This window comes from Martelella sp. FLE1502 (assembly GCF_053484255.1).
In genome coordinates this window covers 73623-91850 of sequence record NZ_JBAKFQ010000008.1, presented here as the reverse complement: position 1 = coordinate 91850, position 18228 = coordinate 73623, and the positions used below count along the sequence as shown (strand labels likewise).

Genomic DNA, 18228 nt, shown 5'->3' with positions numbered 1-18228 from the left:
ATGTCAGCCTATCTCAACACACTGGTTTTCGGCATCTATCCCTATATCGCGCTCACAGTGCTGATTCTCGGGACTGTCATCCGTTATGATCGCGAACCCTATTCCTGGCGCTCCGGTTCGTCGCAACTGCTGCGCCGCAAGCAACTCATCTGGGGATCGGTGCTGTTCCACGTCGGCGTTCTGGTCATCTTCGTCGGCCACCTCGTCGGGCTTCTGACGCCGATCTGGATCTTCGATGCGCTCGGCATCAGCCACGGGGCCAAGCAGTTGCTGGCCGTGGTCGCCGGCGGCATTGCCGGGGTGATGGGCATTGTCGGCGCGACGCTGCTGGTCCATCGCCGCCTGTTCGATGCGCGGGTGCGGGCCGCTTCAACCTTCAGCGATACGATGATCATCATCCTGCTCTGGCTGCAGCTTCTGCTCGGTCTCGGCACGATCCCGGTGTCGCTGCATCATCTCGACGGCCATGAAATGGTGAAATTCATGAGCTGGGCGCAGGGTATCTTCACCTTCAACTTCACCGCTTCGTCGCACGTTGCTGATGCCGCCTGGATCTTCAAGGCGCATATTTTCCTGGGCCTCACCATCCTGCTCGTCTTCCCCTTCACCCGGCTGGTGCACATGCTGAGTGTACCGGTGCGCTATATCTGGCGGCCCGGCTATCAGGTCGCCCGGCAGAAGGGCGACGGATCGCGCATCAACGGCACACCGGCGGAGTAAAGGACAATGGTCAATCTCTTCACACCGCAACAGCCGCAAACGTCCGGCGCCGCGCCGGAGCCAGGTAGCGGCTATCAGGCCGTCGACACGAAAATACCGCCCAAGGCGCGGCCGGTGTTTTCCGAAATCTCCGTCAACGGCGTCGCGATTGCCGAAAGCGCCATCCTTGCCGAGGCCCAGAATCACCCGGCCGACAATCCCGGCGCGGCACTGAGGGCCGCCGCCGAAGCGCTCGTCATCCGTGAGCTTTTGTTGCAAAAGGCGGCTGAGAAACAGGTAACCGGTACGCCGCAGGCAACCGTCGACGGCAAGTCCGAGACCGCCGAGGATGCGGCGATCCGGGCGCTGATCGAGAGATCGGTCGATGTGCCAACTGCCGGCGCGGCGGAATGCCGCCGGTTCTACGACAACAACCGGGCCCGTTTCCGCTCGGAGCCGATCTTCGAGGCGCGCCATATCCTGCTTGCCGCAAATCCGGCCGACGAAGCGGCCCGGCATCAGGCGCGCGCCGAGGCGGAGCAGATGATTGCCGACCTTTCGGCTGGCGTCGTTCGCTTCGACGAACTGGCGCGGACGCGCTCGGCCTGTCCGTCGGCTGAACAGGGCGGCAATCTCGGCCAGCTTTCGCCGGGCAGCACCGTGCCGGAATTCGAGGCAGTGCTGATGCGGTTGCCGGAGGGCGAGATGGTCACCTCGCCGGTTGAAACCCGCTACGGCTTCCACATCATCCGTATGGATCGCCGGATCGAGGGCGCGCAATTGCCGTTCGAGGCGGTCAGGCCGCGCATCGCCGCCTGGCTGGAGGCGGCGGCGTGGTCAAAGGCGGTCGCGCAGTTCATTGCGGTTCTGGTGGCGGAAGCCGAAATCGAGGGTATCGATATCGCCGGCGCCGACGGGCCGCTGGTGCAATAGGGCAAAGAGGTTTGTGATGGCGAATGCGGACGGTGCGACAGGCGAATGCAAGCCGCTGGGCTTCATCCCGTTCATGCAGGATGACGCCGCCGACCGGGTCCTGGAAGCGGTGGCGCGGCGGCTCGTGGCCAAGGGGTGTCGGGTCGAAGGCTTCATTCAGCATGCGGAAAAGGACGAGGGCCAGTGCTGCGGCGCGGTCGATCTGGAAGACATCGCGACCGGCAAGCGCTGGCAGATCATGCAGGCGCTCGGCGCCCATGCGCGTGGCTGCAGGCTGGATTTCAACGCGCTTTCGGACGCCGCCGTTTTCGCGGAGGCGCGGATCGGGACGCGGCCGGACCTCCTGATTCTCAACCGTTTCGGCAAAGGGGAAGAGCCGGGCGGCGGGCTGCGATCTGTTTTCGAGGCCGCCTTCGTGGCCGGCGTGCCGATCCTGACCTCGGTGAAGCAGCCCTATCTCGATGGCTGGTTCGCCTTTTCGGGCGATCTATCACAAGCTTTGCCGCCCGAAACCGATGCTGTCCTGAAATGGTGTTGCAAAGCCATCGCTCGGGCGAGGCAGGTGCGCGATGCGGCATGAACGCACGATAGAAGAGGCCGTGCCGCGCCCGCTGGTTGACGGTTTCGGCCGCACCGCGACCTATCTCCGGCTTTCGGTGACGGATCGCTGCGACCTGCGCTGCACCTATTGCATGTCCGAGAACATGACCTTCCTGCCGCGACGCGACATTCTCGATCTCGAGGAACTTCACCGGCTTTCCCGCATCTTCATGGCGCGCGGTGTGCGCAAGATTAGGATCACCGGCGGCGAGCCGCTGGTGCGCAAGAATATCATGGCGCTGTTTGCCATGCTCGGCGCGGACCTGAAGCGCGGCATGCTCGACGAGCTGACGCTGACGACAAACGGCACGCTGCTGGATCGCCATGCGGAGGCGCTGTTTGCCCATGGCGTGCGCCGGGTCAATGTCTCGCTCGACACGCTCGATCCCGAGCGCTATCAGACGATCACCCGCTGGGGCCGGATCGAGCGCGTCTTCGCCGGCATCGCGGCGGCGCAGGCGGCAGGCCTTCGGGTCAAGATCAACGCGGTTGCCATGCGCGGCGCCTTCGAGCGGGAGGTGGACGACCTGATCCGCTTTGCCCATGAACGGGACATGGACCTGACGCTGATCGAGGAAATGCCGCTTGGCGAGGGTCGGCATGACCGCCGGGAGAGTTTTCTGTCGCTTTCGCAGCTTCGAGACACACTTTCGAAGCGATGGACACTTCAGCCGCTTGCCTTGAAAAGCGGTGGCCCGGCGCATTATGTGCGGGTTGCAGAAACAGGCGGACTGCTTGGGTTCATCACGCCGCTTTCCTGCGGTTTCTGCGCCGCGTGCAACCGCCTGCGCGTCAGCGCCACCGGCGATCTTTACACCTGCATGGGCGACGAAGGCCGGGTGGCTCTCAGGGACGCATTGCGGGCGAGCGAGGACGACACGCCGGTCGATGCGCTGATCTCGCAAGCAGTGGCGAGGAAGCCCGAGGGACATGCATTTTCGATTACGAATACCCGCGTCGAGGGCATCGGGCGGACGATGTCCGTGCTTGGAGGTTAATATGCTGATCGTTGCACTGACCATTTCCGATCGCGCCAGCCGCGGCGAATATGAGGACCAGAGCGGGGCCATGATCGAAACCTGGCTGGCGGAGAACATCACGTCACCCTATGCCCTAAACCGCGTCATCATCCCGGACGGGGTCGCCTCGGTGCGGGATACGCTGACGGAGCTGTGCGACACTGTTCGCGCCGACCTTATCCTGACTACTGGCGGCACGGGCCCTGCGCCGCGCGACGAGACGCCGGAGGCGATGCAGGCGGTGATGGAGAAGGAATTGCCGGGCTTTGGCGAACTGATGCGGCGCATCAGCCTGGAACAGGCGCCGACCGCCATCCTCTCGCGCCAGACCGCCGGCGTTCGGGGAAAGAGCCTGATCGTCAACCTGCCGGGCCGCCCGGCCTCGATAAGGTTTTGCCTTGACGCGGTTTTCCCGGCGATCCCCTATTGTCTCGACCTGATCGGCGCCGGCTGCATCGAGACCGATCCGGCGCGGATCAAGGCGCATCGTCCGCCGGGCTGAGGTCGGTCGTGGTTTGCAACAAGGAGTTTCAGACATGAGAGGACGTCCCGCGCCGGAGCGCACCGTGATCATCGACGGCAAGCCGCTTCCCGAGGTTCTGGACGAGGCGATGATACGTGATGTGGTGCACGGCTTTTACGACCGGATCCGCGCGGACCCGCTGCTCGGACCGGTGTTCAACAGCCGGATCGCCGCCGATGACTGGCCGCGCCATCTTCAGCGCATGTGCGATTTCTGGTCGGCGACGCTGTTGCGCACGGCGCGCTATCAGGGCCGCCCGCTGCCGCCGCATCTGGCGATCCCCGAAATCGAGGAACGGCATTTCCGCCGATGGCTGCAGCTCTTTGCGGAAACCGTGGATGCGCTCTGCCCGGAAGAGGTGGCGTCGCTGTTCCTCGACAGGGCCATGCGGATTGCCCATTCCTTCCGTCTGGCGATCGGCTTTCATCGCGGCGAGGATACGACCGGCCTGTGCCCGATCGGCCATGCCGACCTTGCCCGCCCTGCAAACGGTGCGAGATCATGAGCGCTGAGGAAACCGGGACCTTCATAGAACGCAATGCGGAAGGTCAGTTCGAAATCGGCGCGGAACGGCTCGCCCGCCGCTTCGGCCTCGGCGTCGATGATCTGCGCGCGATGACGGCGCGCGGTCAGGTGCGGTCTTCGGTGGAGCGCGGCGACGGCGATGACGCGGGGCGCTGGCGTCTCTCCTTCCGCATCGGCAACCGCCGCTGGCGGCTGACGGTGCGCGAGGATGGCATGATCGAAGACGACGAGTTCAGCATCGTCACCTCCGGCGGGCGTTCGGCCTGAGCGCTATTTCGTGCGGCCGGTTTTCTTGTGCGAGGGCTGTTGGTCGGTTTCGCGATTGGCCGTTTCGCCGTCGCGGCTTTCCGTTCCCAGCCAGGCCGGGTCCAGTTCGTGCAGAAAGCAGGGCGGAGATGACACTTCCAGCGCGCCTTCGTCCGGCTGATCCGTCTCGGCTTGGCGGCCGCTCCTTTCGGCGATGACGGCCGCGAGCACCCGCGCGTGGTTGATGCATTCGTCGCGGGCGGCATAGAGCAAGGTCACGGTGTGTTTCTCGCTCTTTGCGCAAAGCGCATCAAGCGCGGCGTTTTCCGCAAGCTCCGCGCGGTAGCGCCGTTGAAAATCCTCCCACCGGTCTTTTCTGTGTGCGAACCATTTGCGCAGGTCGCCTGATGGCGCGACCTCCTTGGCCCAGAGGTCGACGCGGGCCTTGTCCTTCGCAAGGCCGCGCGGCCAGAGACGGTCGACGAGAACGCGCAGGCCGTCCGCGTTGTCGGGTTCGTCATAGACCCGTTTGATCTTCACCGGCATCGTGCTGTCATCCTCCCTTGTGGCGGCCCGCTTCCGCAATTCAGCCGGCGGACTTGAAAGTCATCGCGTGTCGGACTATCGTTGAACCTATCAATGTCCAATGGCGGGCATTCCATCGCAAAGCTGCGGATCCGAGAACCGTTTCCTTGAAAGGGAGCGCTTCGAACGATGCCGCGGCTTTTTTGTTTTCATTTTAGACAGCGAGGAAAGCCGATGCCACCCCGGCATGTGATCCATTCTGCGCGTCATCTCCGGTTCCTGTCAAACGTCGGCGCTCTGCAAGGCAGGGGGTGGCGATGGGCGTAGAAACCGTCAAAAGCATCTGCCCCTATTGCGGCGTCGGCTGCGGCGTGGTGCTCGATGTCGAGGACGGGCGGATTGTCAGGCTTTCCGGCGACAAGGACCATCCGTCCAATCGCGGGCGGCTCTGCACCAAGGGCAAGACCGCGCATGAGGCAATCGCCGCGCCCGGACGTCTCGAAACCGCGCTGGTCCGGGGCGCGGGCGTTGCGCCGGAAGCAGTATCCATCGATGCGGCAATCGCCGAAACAGCCAGAAGGCTGCGCGCCATTGCCGATGCGCACGGGCCGGACGCGGTTGCGCTCTATGTCTCCGGCCAGATGTCGATGGAGGCGCAGTATCTTGCCAACAAACTCGCCAAGGGTTTCTTGCGCACGCGCCATATCGAGTCCAACTCACGTCTTTGCATGGCAAGCGCCGGGTCCGGATACAAGCTGTCTCTTGGCGCGGACGCGCCGCCGGGGTCCTATGACGATATCGAGAAAGCTGATCTGTTCCTTGTGATCGGCTCGAACATGGCCGACTGTCACCCGATCCTGTTCCTGCGGATGATGGACCGGGTGAAAGCGGGCGCGAAGCTGATCGTCGTCGATCCGCGCCGCACGGCCACCGCCGAGAAGGCCGATCTGCATCTTGCGCCGAAACCCGGATCCGACCTCGCGCTGTTGAATGGCATCCTGCATCTGATTGTCGAAGCGGGCGGCGTCGATCAGGCCTTTATCGACACCCATACGGAGGGCTGGTCGGAAATGCCCGCCTTTCTCGCCGACTATCCGCCGGAGCGGGTTGCGGCGATTACCGGCCTCACCTTGGAGGAGATCAGGGCGGCGGTCGACATGGTGCTTGCCGCCGGCGAATTCATGACGCTGTGGACCATGGGGCTCAATCAGTCGGTCCAGGGCACGTTCAACACCAATGCGATCTGCAATCTGCATCTGGCAACGGGAAAGATCTGTCGGCCCGGTAGCGGGCCGTTCTCGCTTACCGGGCAGCCGAATGCCATGGCCGGGCGCGAGATGGGTTATATGGGGCCCGGCCTGCCGGGGCAGCGCTCAGCGCTGGTGGAGGCCGACCGGCGCTTTTGCGAGGCGCGCTGGGGCATCGCGCCCGGCACCATCCGTGCCGAGGAAGGAACCGGCACCATCGACATGTTCGAGGCGATGGCGGCGGGCGACATCAGGGCAGCCTGGATCATCTGCACCAATCCGGTGGCAAGCGTCGCCAACCGCAAGACGGCGACGGCGGCGCTTGAACGGGCCGAATTCGTCGCGTTGCAGGATGCCTATGCCGAAACCGAAACCACGCCCTATGCCGATATCCTTCTGCCGGCGGCGGTCTCCTTCGAGGCCGATGGCGTGATGGTCAATTCGGAACGCAACATGGCGCTGACGGCCGCCGCCGCGAAACCGCCGGGCGAAGCGCTGCCGGACTGGCAGATCATCGCGAAAGTGGCCTGCGCCATGGGCTACGAGGCGGCCTTCAGCTATGAGAGCGCGTCGGAGGTGTTCGAGGAAATCCGGCAGTTTTCCAATCCCGCGACCGGCTATGATATTTCCGGGGTCACGCATGAACGTCTACGCGAAGGCAGTATCCAGTGGCCGGCAACCGAGGCTTTGCAAACCACGCGCAACCCGATCCGCTATCGCGTGCCTGACGCGGGATTGAAATTTGCCACCGAAAGCGGCCGGGCGAAATTCTGGCCGCGGCCGCATGTCGGTCCGCGCGAAATGCCGGATGGCGATTACCCGTTCATTCTCAACACCGGCCGACTGCAGCACCAGTGGCACACGATGACCAAGACCGGCAAGGTCGCCCGGCTGAACAAGCTCAACGCCGCGCCCTTCGTCGAGATCAATCCGGCCGATGCGGAGGCGCTGGAGATCGGCGACAACGACCGGGTGTCCGTCACCTCGCGCCATGGCAGCGCGGTGCTGCCCGCCATCGTCACCGATCGGGTTTCCCCGGGCGCGTTGTTCGCGCCGTTTCATTGGAACGATGTGTTCGGCGAGGATCTGGCGGTGAATGCAGTGACCGGCGATGCTGTCGATCCGATATCGCTTCAGCCGGAATTCAAGGTGACGGCGGTTTCGCTCGCCCGCGTGGCGGCGGCCGAGCCCGATGCGCCGGTGGATGCGCGGGGCGATGTCGAGGCCGTGCCGGTGTTGGCGGAAGGCAAGGACGCGCAGCCGGATGCGGACCCGTCAAAGCCCGCTGTTTCCGTATTCTTCGCCTCGCAGACCGGAACGGCGGAAATGGCGGCCGCCGATCTTTTCGACGCGCTTGGCGCGGCGGGCTATCGCGCCGCGTTGCGCCCGCTTGATGCGGTTTCACCGGATGACCTTCTGACCAAAGACCCGGTGCTCTTCATCGTCAGCACCTTTGGCGATGGTGATCCGCCCGATCATGCCGCCGATTTCTGGACGGCGCTTCGCCGCGATGACGCGGCCCAACTGGAGGGGCTGCGTTATGCCGTGGTGGCGATGGGCGACAGTTCCTATGACCAGTTCTGCGGCTTCGGCCGGAAACTGGATGCCCGGCTCGAAGTGCTCGGCGGCGTGCGTCTGGCGGCCTGCCGCGCGCTGGATGCGGGCGAGGAGGGGGACGCGGTTGCTGCGGCGATGGCCGCGCTTTCCGGGCGTTCGAATGGCGCGGCGGCTTCGGAAACCGCTGGCCGATCCAATGGGCGCAAACCGCCGCAGCCCGTTGCGGCCAGGCTCAGCGTCAACCGGCTTCTGAGCGGGTCCGGCAGCGCCAAGGAGGTGCGCCAGTTCGGGTTCCGGGTCGATGGTGCGGCGGATTACGAGGCGGGCGATGCGCTTTCCATCATGCCGCGCAACTGTCCCGAGCTTGTCGATGAGATCCTGGCCTCTCTGCAACTGCCGGCGGAAACGCCGATTTCCGGCATCAATGGCCATGATATCGGCATTGGCGAGGCATTGCGCGATCATTTCGAGATCGGTCAGCCGCATCCCGATTTCCTCAAATGGTGGGCGGATTTCAGCGGGGATGAAACGCTGAAGGCGCTGACAAATTCGGCCAACCGGAAAGCCCTCAATGACTGGCTCTGGGGCCGGCAGATCGCCGATATTCTCGCCATCGCGCCGAAACCCGTTGCCGGGCAGGACTTCTGCGACCATCTGAAAAAGCTGCAGCCGCGGCTCTATTCGATCGCCTCCAGCCCGAAGGCGAGCCCGGATGAAATTCATCTTACGGTTTCGGTGCTGCGCCATGCCCGCCACGGCAAAAGCCGCAAGGGCGTGGCCTCGGCGTTTCTGGCCGACAGGGCGGCGGCCGAGCCGGTGCGCGTTTCGGTGAAGCAACAGGCGCATTTCCGCCCGCCGGCGGACCCCGCAACGCCGGCGATCATGGTCGGACCGGGTACCGGCATCGCGCCGTTCCGCGCCTTTTTGCAGGACCGAGAGGCAGCGGGCGCGGGCGGGCCGAACTGGCTGTTCTTCGGCGAGCAATCGCGCGACAGCGGCTATTATTATCGCGACGAAATCGAGGCCTGGCAGAAGGGCGGGTTGCTGACCCGCTTCGACACCGCCTTTTCGCGCGACCAGGCGGAGAAGATATATGTCCAGCACCGCATGGCGGAAAACGGCCGCGAGATATGGACGTGGCTGCAGGAGGGCGCGCATTTCTATGTCTGCGGCGATGCGAGCCGCATGGCAAAGGATGTTGATGCATCGCTGAAAACCATCGCCCGGACGCATGGCGGGCTTTCGCCCGAGGCGGCCGAGGGCTACGTTAGGTCGCTCACCCGGGAAAAGCGCTATATGCGTGATGTCTACTGAATCTATTGCGGAAGCCGCCTCATGAACACCAGTGATCTGGCGATCCTTGTCATCGATGAAAACGCGATCCGCGCCGCTATCATCAGGGACGGGCTGCTCAAGGCCGGCCACCATAATGTGACGGTGGTTGAGGAACTGGTCGGCGTCGCCCGGACGATCGAGCGGCTTTCGCCCGATGTGATCGTGATCGATATCGAAAACCCCAACCGCGACATGCTCGAAAGCCTGTTCGTGCTGTCGCGATCGGTGAAGAAGCCGATCGCGATGTTCGTCGACCGTTCGGATGCGGAAACCATCCATGCCGCCGTCGAGGCCGGGGTTTCGGCCTATGTCGTCGACGGGCTTAAGCAGGAGCGGGTGAAGCCGATCCTCGACATGGCGATCTCCCGTTTCAACGCCTTTTCGCGCATGGCGCAGGAGCTGGAGGCGGCGAAAAGCCAGCTTGAGAACCGCAAGGTTGTCGATCGCGCCAAGGCGCTTTTGATGAAATCGCGCGGCATGGATGAGGAAAAGGCCTATGCGCTGCTGCGGCGCACGGCGATGGACCAGAACCGCAAGATTGTCGATGTGGCGCAGAGCCTGATCATGACGTTCGAGATGCTGGAGAGATGAAGATGCAGGACCTTTCAATCGGATTTGTGCCGCTTCTCGACAGCGCCATCGTTCTGGCGGCCGAGGCGAAGGGCTTTTTCATCGAGGAGGGGCTGAGGGTCCGCCTGACGCGCGAGACCTCGTGGAGCGCGATCCGCGACCGGCTGGCCGTCGGCAGCCTGCAGGCCGCCCATGTGCTGGCGCCGATGCCGATCGCCGCCAATCTCGGCCTGTTTCCGCTGGCGCCGAAACTGGTGGCGCCAATCGCGCTCGGGCTCGGCGGCAATGCGGTGACGGTGTCGGCGGCCCTTGGCGCGGCGATGGAAGCTAAGGGCGATGAGAGCGATCTCGATCCGGCAAAGGCGGGTGCGGCGCTGAAACGGGTGATTGCGGCGAGAAAGGCTGAGGGCCTGCCGCCGCTGCGTTTCGGGGTCGTCTATGTGTTTTCCGGGCATAATCTCGAACTGCGCTACTGGCTGGCGGCCAACGGCATTGACCCGGACCGGGATATAGAAATCGTGGTGCTGCCGCCCCCCTTCATGCCGGATGCGGTGGAAGCCGGGCGGATCGACGGTTATTGCGCCGGCGAGCCGTGGAACACGATTGCCGCGCGGCTCGGCGCGGCGCGGATCGTCACCGTCAAGGCGAAGATCTGGCGTTCGAGCCCGGAGAAGGTACTGGCGCTGCCGGCCGATTTTGTGGAGGCCAACGAGGAGACCGTGGCGGCGTTGCTGCGCGGCCTCTACCGGGCCTCGCGCTGGGCGGCCGAACCGGAAAACCACCCGGAACTGGCCGCGATCCTCGCCGAGCCGGGCCATCTCGATGTCGACCGTGCCATGCTCGAGCCGCTGTTCTCCGGCACGCTGGCGATCAGCGAAAAGGCGCAAACCACGGTCGAGGATTTCTTCCTGACCTCCGCCAAGGCCGCGACCTTCCCCTGGCAGAGCCATGCGCTGTGGTTCTACAGCCAGATCGTGCGCTGGGGGCTTTGCGATCACTCCGTCGAAAATGCCGAGATCGCGAAAATGAGCTACCGGCCGGATATCTACCGCAAGGCGCTGCAGCCGCTGCACACGCCGCTGCCAGGGGCCAGCCTGAAGGTGGAAGGCGCGTTGAAGGCGCCGACGCCGGTGGGCGCGAGTGCCGGCGGGCTCATTCTCGGTCCCGACGGCTTTTTCGACGGGCAGACCTTCGATCCCGATCAGGTGGGCGCCTATATCGAACAGCAGAAGGCGGCGATCTGAGCAGACTGCTGACAAAGCCCGCGCCAGCCACCTCCGTCATGCTCGGGCCTGTCCCGAGCATCTAAGCACGTCTCAACACGACAGGCGTGTCGGATGAAAAGCCTGTTTGAATACAGTCCATTACGAAACGCCAACGCCGCTCGTGCGGAACTGTGGTTAGATCCTCGGGACAAGCCCGAGGATGACGTCCGTAGAAGGGATAGGTCTGTCAAAGCGTATCCAAGCTCGTATTTTGTGCGCCTCTGGGATGCATTTGCATAAATTTTAGTCTGTTTTTCATGAAATACATTTTTTATGCAAAAATCCGCCGATGCCGCTTGTCTGATGCGACATTGTGTGTTTCCATAAGCCTCAAGAATTCGGCGCCCAATGGAGGGTGCCAGGCAACGCCGCCAACGCATTCGTGCCACAACTGGCACGATGACCGTTAGGCGGCTTTTTTCGTTTTTTCGATCCTCCCCATCCATCAGGAGAACGCCATGCGCCATTTCCTTTGCTCTGCCACCATGCTCTGTTCGCTGAACTTCGCGGCCACGGCTGCCCATGCCGAAATGCTGTTTCCGGAAAAGGACGAACTGACCATCGGCTTTATCAAGCTGACCGATATGGCGCCGCTGGCGATCGCCAAGGAGATGCACTTCTTCGAGGATGAGGGGCTCTACGTCACGCTGGAAGCGCAGGCGAACTGGAAAGTGCTGCTCGACCGGGTGATCACCGGGGAACTCGATGGCGCGCATATGCTGGCCGGCCAGCCGCTGGCGGCCACCATCGGCTATGGCACCGAGGCGCATATCGTCACGCCGTTCTCGATGGATCTGAACGGCAATGCGATCACGGTTTCGAATGCGGTCTGGGACCGGATGAAGGAAAATATTCCTGCAGGTCCCGATGGCAAGCCGCAACACCCGATCAAGGCCGATGCGCTGAAGCCGGTGGTCGAGGCCTACAAGGCCGAGGGCAAGCCGTTCAAGATGGGCATGGTCTTCCCGGTCTCCACCCATAATTACGAACTGCGCTACTGGCTGGCGGCCGGCGGCATCAATCCCGGCTACTATTCGCCGGGCGATATTTCCGGCCAGATCCAGGCCGATGCGCTGCTTTCCGTCACCCCGCCGCCGCAGATGCCGGCGACGATGGAGGCGGGCACGATCGAAGGCTATTGCGTCGGTGAGCCGTGGAACCAGGCGGCCGTGTTCAAGGGCATCGGCGTGCCGGTGGTCACCGACTACGATATCTGGAAGAACAACCCGGAAAAGGTCTTCGGCCTGACCGAGGAATTCACCCAAAAATATCCGCAGACGACGCTGGGACTGACCAAGGCGCTGATCCGCGCGGCCATGTGGCTGGATGAAAACGACAATGCCAACCGCGAAGAGGCGGTCGAGATCCTCTCGCGACCGGAATATGTCGGGGCCGATTCCGAGGTGATCGCCAATTCGATGACCGGCACGTTCGAATATGAGAAGGGCGACACGCGCCCGGCCAAAGACTTCAACGTCTTCTTCCGCCACTTCGCCACCTATCCCTATTATTCCGATGCCGTCTGGTACCTCACCCAGATGCGCCGCTGGGGCCAGATCGCCGAGCCGCAGGAAGATGGCTGGTATGACGAGGTCGCCCGCTCGGTCTACCTGCCGGATATCTATCTGGAAGCCGCTCGCCAGCTGATCGACGAGGGCCATGCCACGGAAGCCGACTTCCCCTTCGACACCGATGGCTACAAGCCTGCGACAAATGAGTTTATCGACGGCGTGACCTATGACGGCCGCCACCCCAACGCCTATCTCGAAAGCTTCCCGATCGGCCTGAAGGGCGATGAGGTGATCGACGGCAACAAGATCGCCGGCCGCTGAGCGCGATTGAAACCGGCACGGACAAGAAAGGCTCAGACGTCATGACCATTGCAACGGACATTCTGGACCCCGAAATCGCCGCCCGCCGCGAACGGCGCATCGCCCGGATCAACCGGGCGGGCAAGGTGCTCGCCCCCTTCGGCCTCGGCTTCGTCGTGCCGCTTTTAAAGCTTGCCGCCGGCGACACGCCGTCGGAACAATGGGCGGATCTGAAGCAGATGCTGCTGGTTCCGCTCATCGGCATCCTCGCCTTTCTTGCCGCCTGGGCGTATCTCGCGCCGAAGGTGCAGACCTCGCTCGGCGCGATCCCCGGCCCGGCGGCGGTGTTCCAGCAGGCGGAAGTGCTGATGGACGATCATTTTGCCGAACGGCAGAAGGCCGAAGAATTTTACGCCCGCCAGGACGAGCGCAACCAGATGCTGATCGCCGAGGGCTACGCTGACCGCGTCAAGGTGCGGCCCTATACCGGCAAGCCGACCTATTTCGACCAGATCTGGACCTCGCTGATGACGGTCGCGCTCGGCTTTTTCATCGGCACGGTGATCGCGGTTCCCGTCGGCATCGCCTGCGGTTTGTCGAAGACCTTCGAGGGCGCGATCAATCCGCTGATCCAGCTGTTCAAGCCGGTCTCGCCGCTCGCCTGGCTGCCGATTGTCACCATGGTCGTGGCGGCTCTTTACGAAAGCCAGAACGACCTTCTGCCGAAATCCATGGTGATCTCGGCGATCACGGTGACGCTCTGTTCCATCTGGCCGACGATCATCAACACGGCGCTCGGCGTCGCCTCGATCGACCGCGATCTCGTCAATGTCGGCAAGGTGCTGCAGCTTTCCACCTGGACAACAATCCGCAAGCTGGTGCTGCCGTCCTCGCTGCCGCTGATCTTCACCGGCATGCGGCTTTCGCTCGGTGTGGGCTGGATGGTGCTGATTGCCGCTGAAATGCTGGCGCAGAACCCCGGCCTCGGCAAATTCGTCTGGGACGAGTTCCAGAACGGGTCCTCGGATTCGCTCGCCCGCATCATGGTCGCGGTGATCACGATCGGCCTGATCGGCTTCTTCCTCGACCGGGTGATGTTCGCGCTGCAGACGGCCTTCACCTATTCGGCGAACCGCTAAGGAGGGCAATGATGAACACCATTCTTCAGCTCAGAAACGTCGAAAAAGGCTTTGGCGAAGGCGTCAGGCGCAACCCGGTCGTTTCCGATATATCGCTCGATGTGCAGGAAGGCGAGTTCATCGCGATCCTCGGCTTTTCCGGCGCGGGCAAGACGACGCTGATGTCGATGCTCGCCGGGCTTGAAAAGCCGGACAGCGGCGAAATCCTGTTTCGCGGCGCGCCGGTAGAAGGCCCGTCGCCGAAGCGCGGCATCGTGTTCCAGAACTATGCGCTGATGCCCTGGCTTTCGGTGGAGGCCAATGTGCGGCTCGCCGTCGATGCCGTGCATCGGGACAAACCGGCAAAGGAACGGGCCGCGCTCGTCGACTGGTATGTGGCGATGGTGGGCCTGAAACATGCCCGCGACCGCAAGCCGTCGGAACTGTCAGGCGGCATGCGCCAGCGCGTTTCGGTCGCCCGCGCACTCGCCATGCAGCCGGATCTGCTGCTGCTCGACGAGCCCCTGTCGGCGCTCGATGCGCTGACCCGCGCCAAGCTGCAGGACGAGCTTGCCGATATCTCGCAAAAAGAGAAGAAGACCATCATCCTCGTCACCAATGATGTTGATGAGGCCATTCTTCTGGCCGACCGGATCGTGCCGCTGACGCCCGGCCCCAACGCCACATTCGGCCCATCCTTCGATGTGAATATCGCCCGGCCGCGCGAGCGTGCCGCGATGAATTCCGACCCCGATTTCATCCGCCTGCGCGCGTCAATCACCGAATATCTGATGGACGTCGGCGTCAGCGCCAAGCCGGACACCGCACGGGTGGAAACGCTCCCCAACGTCGTGCCGATTTCGATAAAGTCGACTTCCAAGCCTCTGCCGGCGGCCTACCGGGAAAAGGCGCAGTCGGCCATCGAGAGTGGCTATGTCGAATTTTCCAACGTCACCAAGATCTATCCGACGCCGAAGGGCCCGCTGACCGTTGTCGACGGCTTCGACCTGAAGATGAAGAAGGGCGAGTTCATTTCCGTGATCGGCCACTCCGGCTGCGGAAAATCGACGGTGCTCTCCATGGCGGCGGGGCTGAACCCGATCAATGCCGGGGGCATTATCCTCGATGGCCGCGAGATCTCCGGCGCCGGGCCGGATCGCGCCGTGGTGTTTCAGGCCCCCTCGCTGATGCCATGGCTGACGGCGCGCGAGAATGTCGCCCTCGGCGTTGACCGGGTCTATCCGAAGGCAAGCCCCGCCGAGCGCCGCGATATCGTCGAATACTATCTCGAGCGCGTCGGTCTTGGCGATGCCATGCACCGGCCGGCGGCCGATATGTCGAACGGCATGCGCCAGCGCGTCGGCATTGCCCGCGCCTTCGCCCTGTCGCCGAAGCTTTTGCTGCTCGATGAACCCTTCGGCATGCTCGACAGCCTGACGCGCTGGGAGCTGCAGGAGGTGCTGATGGAGGTCTGGTCGCGCACCAAGGTCACCGCCATCTGCGTCACCCACGATGTCGACGAGGCCATTCTGCTCGCCGACCGGGTGGTGATGATGTCGAACGGGCCGAATGCCCGCATCGGCAACATCATGGAGGTCGACCTGCCGCGCCCACGCTCCAGAAAAGCGCTGCTCGACCACCCGGATTATTACGGCTACCGCGAGGAATTGCTGGAGTTTCTCGAAGCCTATGAGGGCGGGGCGGAACCGGCCGAGGAACAGCTCGCCGCCATCAGGCAGAAGCGCGACCAGCGCATCAGCCGGCAGACCTGCAACAAACGCGTCGCAGCGGAGTAGAAAACATGGCCCAGAAACTTGTCATCATCGGAAACGGCATGGCCCCCGGCCGCATGCTCGAAGAGCTGTTCGAGCGCGCCCCCGGCCTCTATGACGTCACCATCTTCAACGCCGAACCGCGGGTGAACTACGACCGCATCATGCTGTCGCCGGTGCTCTCCGGCGAAAAGACCTATCAGGACATCATCATCCATGGCGATGACTGGTATGAAGCCCATGGTGTGACGCTGCATCGCGGCGCAAAGGTGTCGAAGATCGATCGCGACGCGAAGACCGTCACCGCCGAGAACGGCGTGACGGCCTCCTATGACCGGCTGGTGATCGCCACCGGCTCCGCGCCCTTCATCATTCCTGTGCCGGGGCATGATCTGCCCGGCGTTCTGGCCTATCGCGATCTGGATGATGTTGACCGCATGCTGAAGATTGCCGCGGGGCAGGGCCACGCGGTCGTCATTGGCGGCGGACTGCTGGGCCTTGAAGCGGCCTATGGGCTGAAGCAGCGCGGCATGAGCGTCACCGTGCTGCATCTGATGGACACGATCATGGAGCGCCAGCTCGACCCGGCGGCCGCCTATCTCCTGGAGAAGGCGCTCGACGATCGCGGCATCGAAATCATCACCAAGGCCAATACCAAGCAGATTCTTGGGAATGGCAAGGTCGAAGGCGTCGAGCTGGAAGACGGCCGCATCATCTCCGCCGATATGGTGGTGATGGCGGTCGGCATCCGCCCGGCGGCGGCGCTCGCCAAGGATGCCGGGCTTGAGGTCAATCGCGGCATTGTCATCGATGACGGCATGGCGACCTCCGACCCTTCGATCTTCGCGCTCGGCGAATGCGCCGAGCATCGCGGCACCTGCTACGGCCTCGTCGCGCCGCTTTATGAAAGTGCGGGCGTGCTTGCCGACAGGCTTGCCGGCGGTGCGGCCGAATACAAGGGCTCGCATGTCAACACCAAGCTGAAGGTCACCGGCATCAAGCTGTTTTCCGCCGGCGATTTCGCTGAGGGGCCCGACCGCGAGGAGGTGGTGCTGCGCGATGCCACGCGCGGCGTCTACAAGCGCGTGATTCTGCAGGATAACCGGGTGATCGGCGCCGTGCTTTATGGCGATACCGCCGATGGCGCCTGGTATTTCGACATGCTGAAGCGCGGGACGGACGTTTCCGAAATGCGCGAGACGCTGATCTATGGCCAGGCCTATCAGGGCGGTGGCGCTGCCGATCCGGCGGCGGCCGTCGCGGCCCTTCCCGATGACGCGGAAATCTGCGGCTGCAACGGCATCTGCAAGGGCAAGATTGTCTCCGCCATCAATGACAAGGGATTGGCCTCGCTCGACGATGTCCGCGCCCACACCAAGGCCTCGGCCTCGTGCGGCACCTGCACCGGGCTCGTCGAACAGCTGATGGCGCTGACGCTGGGCGATGCCTATAACCCCGCCGCTGTCCAGCCCGTCTGCGGCTGCACCGATCTTGGCCATGACGATGTCCGCCGCCTGATCCGCGCCAAGGGGCTGAAGACCATTCCCGCCGTGATGCAGGAGCTTGAATGGAAGACCTCCTGCGGCTGCGCCAAGTGCCGGCCGGCGCTCAACTACTACCTCGTCTGCGACTGGCCCGGCGAATATGCCGACGACTATCAGTCGCGCTTCATCAACGAGCGCGTCCACGCCAATATCCAGAAGGACGGCACCTATTCGGTGGTGCCGCGCATGTGGGGCGGGGTGACGTCTTCGAAGGAACTGCGCGCGATTGCCGATGTCGTCGACAAATACGAGATCCCGACCGTCAAATGCACCGGCGGCCAGCGCATCGATATGCTGGGCGTGAAAAAGGAGGACCTGCCGGCGGTCTGGGCCGATCTCGGCAAGGCCGGTTTCGTCTCCGGCCAAGCTTATGCCAAGGGCCTGCGCACCGTGAAAACCTGCGTCGGCAATGACTGGTGCCGCTTCGGCACGCAGGATTCCACCGGGCTTGGTGTTCGCCTTGAAAAATTCATGTGGGGCTCGTGGACGCCGGCCAAACTCAAGCTCGCCGTTTCCGGCTGTCCGCGTAACTGCGCCGAGGCAACCTGCAAGGATATCGGCGTGATCTGTGTCGATTCCGGCTTCGAAATCCATTTCGCGGGTGCGGCCGGGCTCGAAATCCGGGGCACGGAAGTGCTCGGCATGGTGAAGACCGAAGACGAGGCGCTGGAGCATATCGTGGCGCTCACCCAGATGTACCGCGAACAGGCGCGCTATCTGGAGCGCATCTACAAATGGGCAAAGCGCATCGGCTATGACGAGGTCCGCGCCCAGATCATGGACGATGCCGAAAAGCGCAAGGCCTATTTCGACCGCTTCGTCGAGAGCCAGAAATACGCCCAGGTCGACCCGTGGTCGGAGCGCGTTTCCGGCAAGGACAAGCATGAATTCAAGCCGATGGCCGTGGTCGGGCATCCCGAGCCGGCGGAGTGAGGAGCC

Annotated in this window: 15 protein-coding genes; 14 read left to right on the top strand and 1 reads right to left on the bottom strand. The window is 63.4% G+C overall.

All coding sequences use genetic code 11. The annotated features are described in order from the left end of the window. From narI to V6767_RS09225, 7 genes are read left to right on the top strand one after another with little or no spacing between them, the layout of a single operon-like run. Positions 1–720, top strand: a complete 720-nt coding sequence (gene narI, locus V6767_RS09255; RefSeq protein ID WP_448473208.1) for a respiratory nitrate reductase subunit gamma — start codon at positions 1–3, stop codon at positions 718–720. Between the two features lie 6 nt (positions 721–726). After that, a complete protein-coding gene (locus V6767_RS09250) occupies positions 727–1632 on the top strand; it encodes a peptidylprolyl isomerase (RefSeq protein WP_448473207.1) in 906 nt (301 codons plus the stop codon). A 16-nt stretch (positions 1633–1648) separates the two neighbouring features. Next, positions 1649–2212, top strand: coding sequence for a DUF2478 domain-containing protein (locus V6767_RS09245; RefSeq protein ID WP_448473206.1), 564 nt, complete (start codon positions 1649–1651; stop codon positions 2210–2212). Then, on the top strand, positions 2202–3230 hold the full coding sequence (moaA, locus tag V6767_RS09240) for a GTP 3',8-cyclase MoaA (protein WP_448473205.1): 1029 nt from the start codon (positions 2202–2204) through the stop codon (positions 3228–3230). The genes V6767_RS09245 and moaA overlap by 11 nt, the downstream gene beginning before the upstream one ends. Position 3231: 1 nt before the next feature. After that, positions 3232–3753, top strand: coding sequence for a molybdopterin adenylyltransferase (mog, locus tag V6767_RS09235; protein WP_448473204.1), 522 nt, complete (start codon positions 3232–3234; stop codon positions 3751–3753). A 34-nt stretch (positions 3754–3787) separates the two neighbouring features. Further along, positions 3788–4279, top strand: coding sequence for a group III truncated hemoglobin (locus tag V6767_RS09230; protein ID WP_448473203.1), 492 nt, complete (start codon positions 3788–3790; stop codon positions 4277–4279). Next, positions 4276–4566 carry a DUF6522 family protein gene (locus V6767_RS09225; protein ID WP_448473202.1) on the top strand — a complete coding sequence of 97 codons (291 nt, stop codon included), beginning with the start codon at positions 4276–4278 and terminating at the stop codon, positions 4564–4566. The genes V6767_RS09230 and V6767_RS09225 overlap by 4 nt, the downstream gene beginning before the upstream one ends. 3 nt (positions 4567–4569) lie before the next feature. Here the strand turns inward: V6767_RS09225 and V6767_RS09220 are convergent, their stop codons facing one another. Beyond that, positions 4570–5091 (bottom strand): DUF488 domain-containing protein, encoded by a 522-nt coding sequence (locus V6767_RS09220; RefSeq protein ID WP_448473201.1) that lies wholly within the window; start codon positions 5089–5091, stop codon positions 4570–4572. A gap of 296 nt (positions 5092–5387) precedes the next feature. Between V6767_RS09220 and V6767_RS09215 the strand changes: the two genes are divergently transcribed. From V6767_RS09215 to nirB, 7 genes are all read left to right on the top strand, one after another. Next, positions 5388–9188, top strand: coding sequence for a molybdopterin-dependent oxidoreductase (locus V6767_RS09215; RefSeq protein ID WP_448473200.1), 3801 nt, complete (start codon positions 5388–5390; stop codon positions 9186–9188). Positions 9189–9209: 21 nt separating this feature from the next. Beyond that, positions 9210–9800, top strand: a complete 591-nt coding sequence (locus V6767_RS09210; RefSeq protein WP_045679664.1) for an ANTAR domain-containing response regulator — start codon at positions 9210–9212, stop codon at positions 9798–9800. Between the two features lie 2 nt (positions 9801–9802). Next, positions 9803–11023, top strand: a complete 1221-nt coding sequence (locus V6767_RS09205) for a CmpA/NrtA family ABC transporter substrate-binding protein (RefSeq protein ID WP_448473199.1) — start codon at positions 9803–9805, stop codon at positions 11021–11023. Positions 11024–11502: 479 nt separating this feature from the next. Continuing rightward, positions 11503–12876, top strand: coding sequence for a CmpA/NrtA family ABC transporter substrate-binding protein (locus V6767_RS09200; RefSeq protein ID WP_448473198.1), 1374 nt, complete (start codon positions 11503–11505; stop codon positions 12874–12876). 41 nt (positions 12877–12917) lie between these two features. Beyond that, positions 12918–13994: an ABC transporter permease gene (locus V6767_RS09195; RefSeq protein ID WP_448473197.1), complete on the top strand. Its 1077-nt coding sequence runs from the start codon at positions 12918–12920 to the stop codon at positions 13992–13994. An 8-nt stretch (positions 13995–14002) separates the two neighbouring features. Next, positions 14003–15769: an ABC transporter ATP-binding protein gene (locus tag V6767_RS09190; protein ID WP_448473196.1), complete on the top strand. Its 1767-nt coding sequence runs from the start codon at positions 14003–14005 to the stop codon at positions 15767–15769. 5 nt (positions 15770–15774) lie between these two features. Continuing rightward, positions 15775–18222, top strand: coding sequence for a nitrite reductase large subunit NirB (gene nirB, locus V6767_RS09185; RefSeq protein ID WP_448473195.1), 2448 nt, complete (start codon positions 15775–15777; stop codon positions 18220–18222). The last annotated feature ends 6 nt before the right edge of the window (positions 18223–18228 follow it).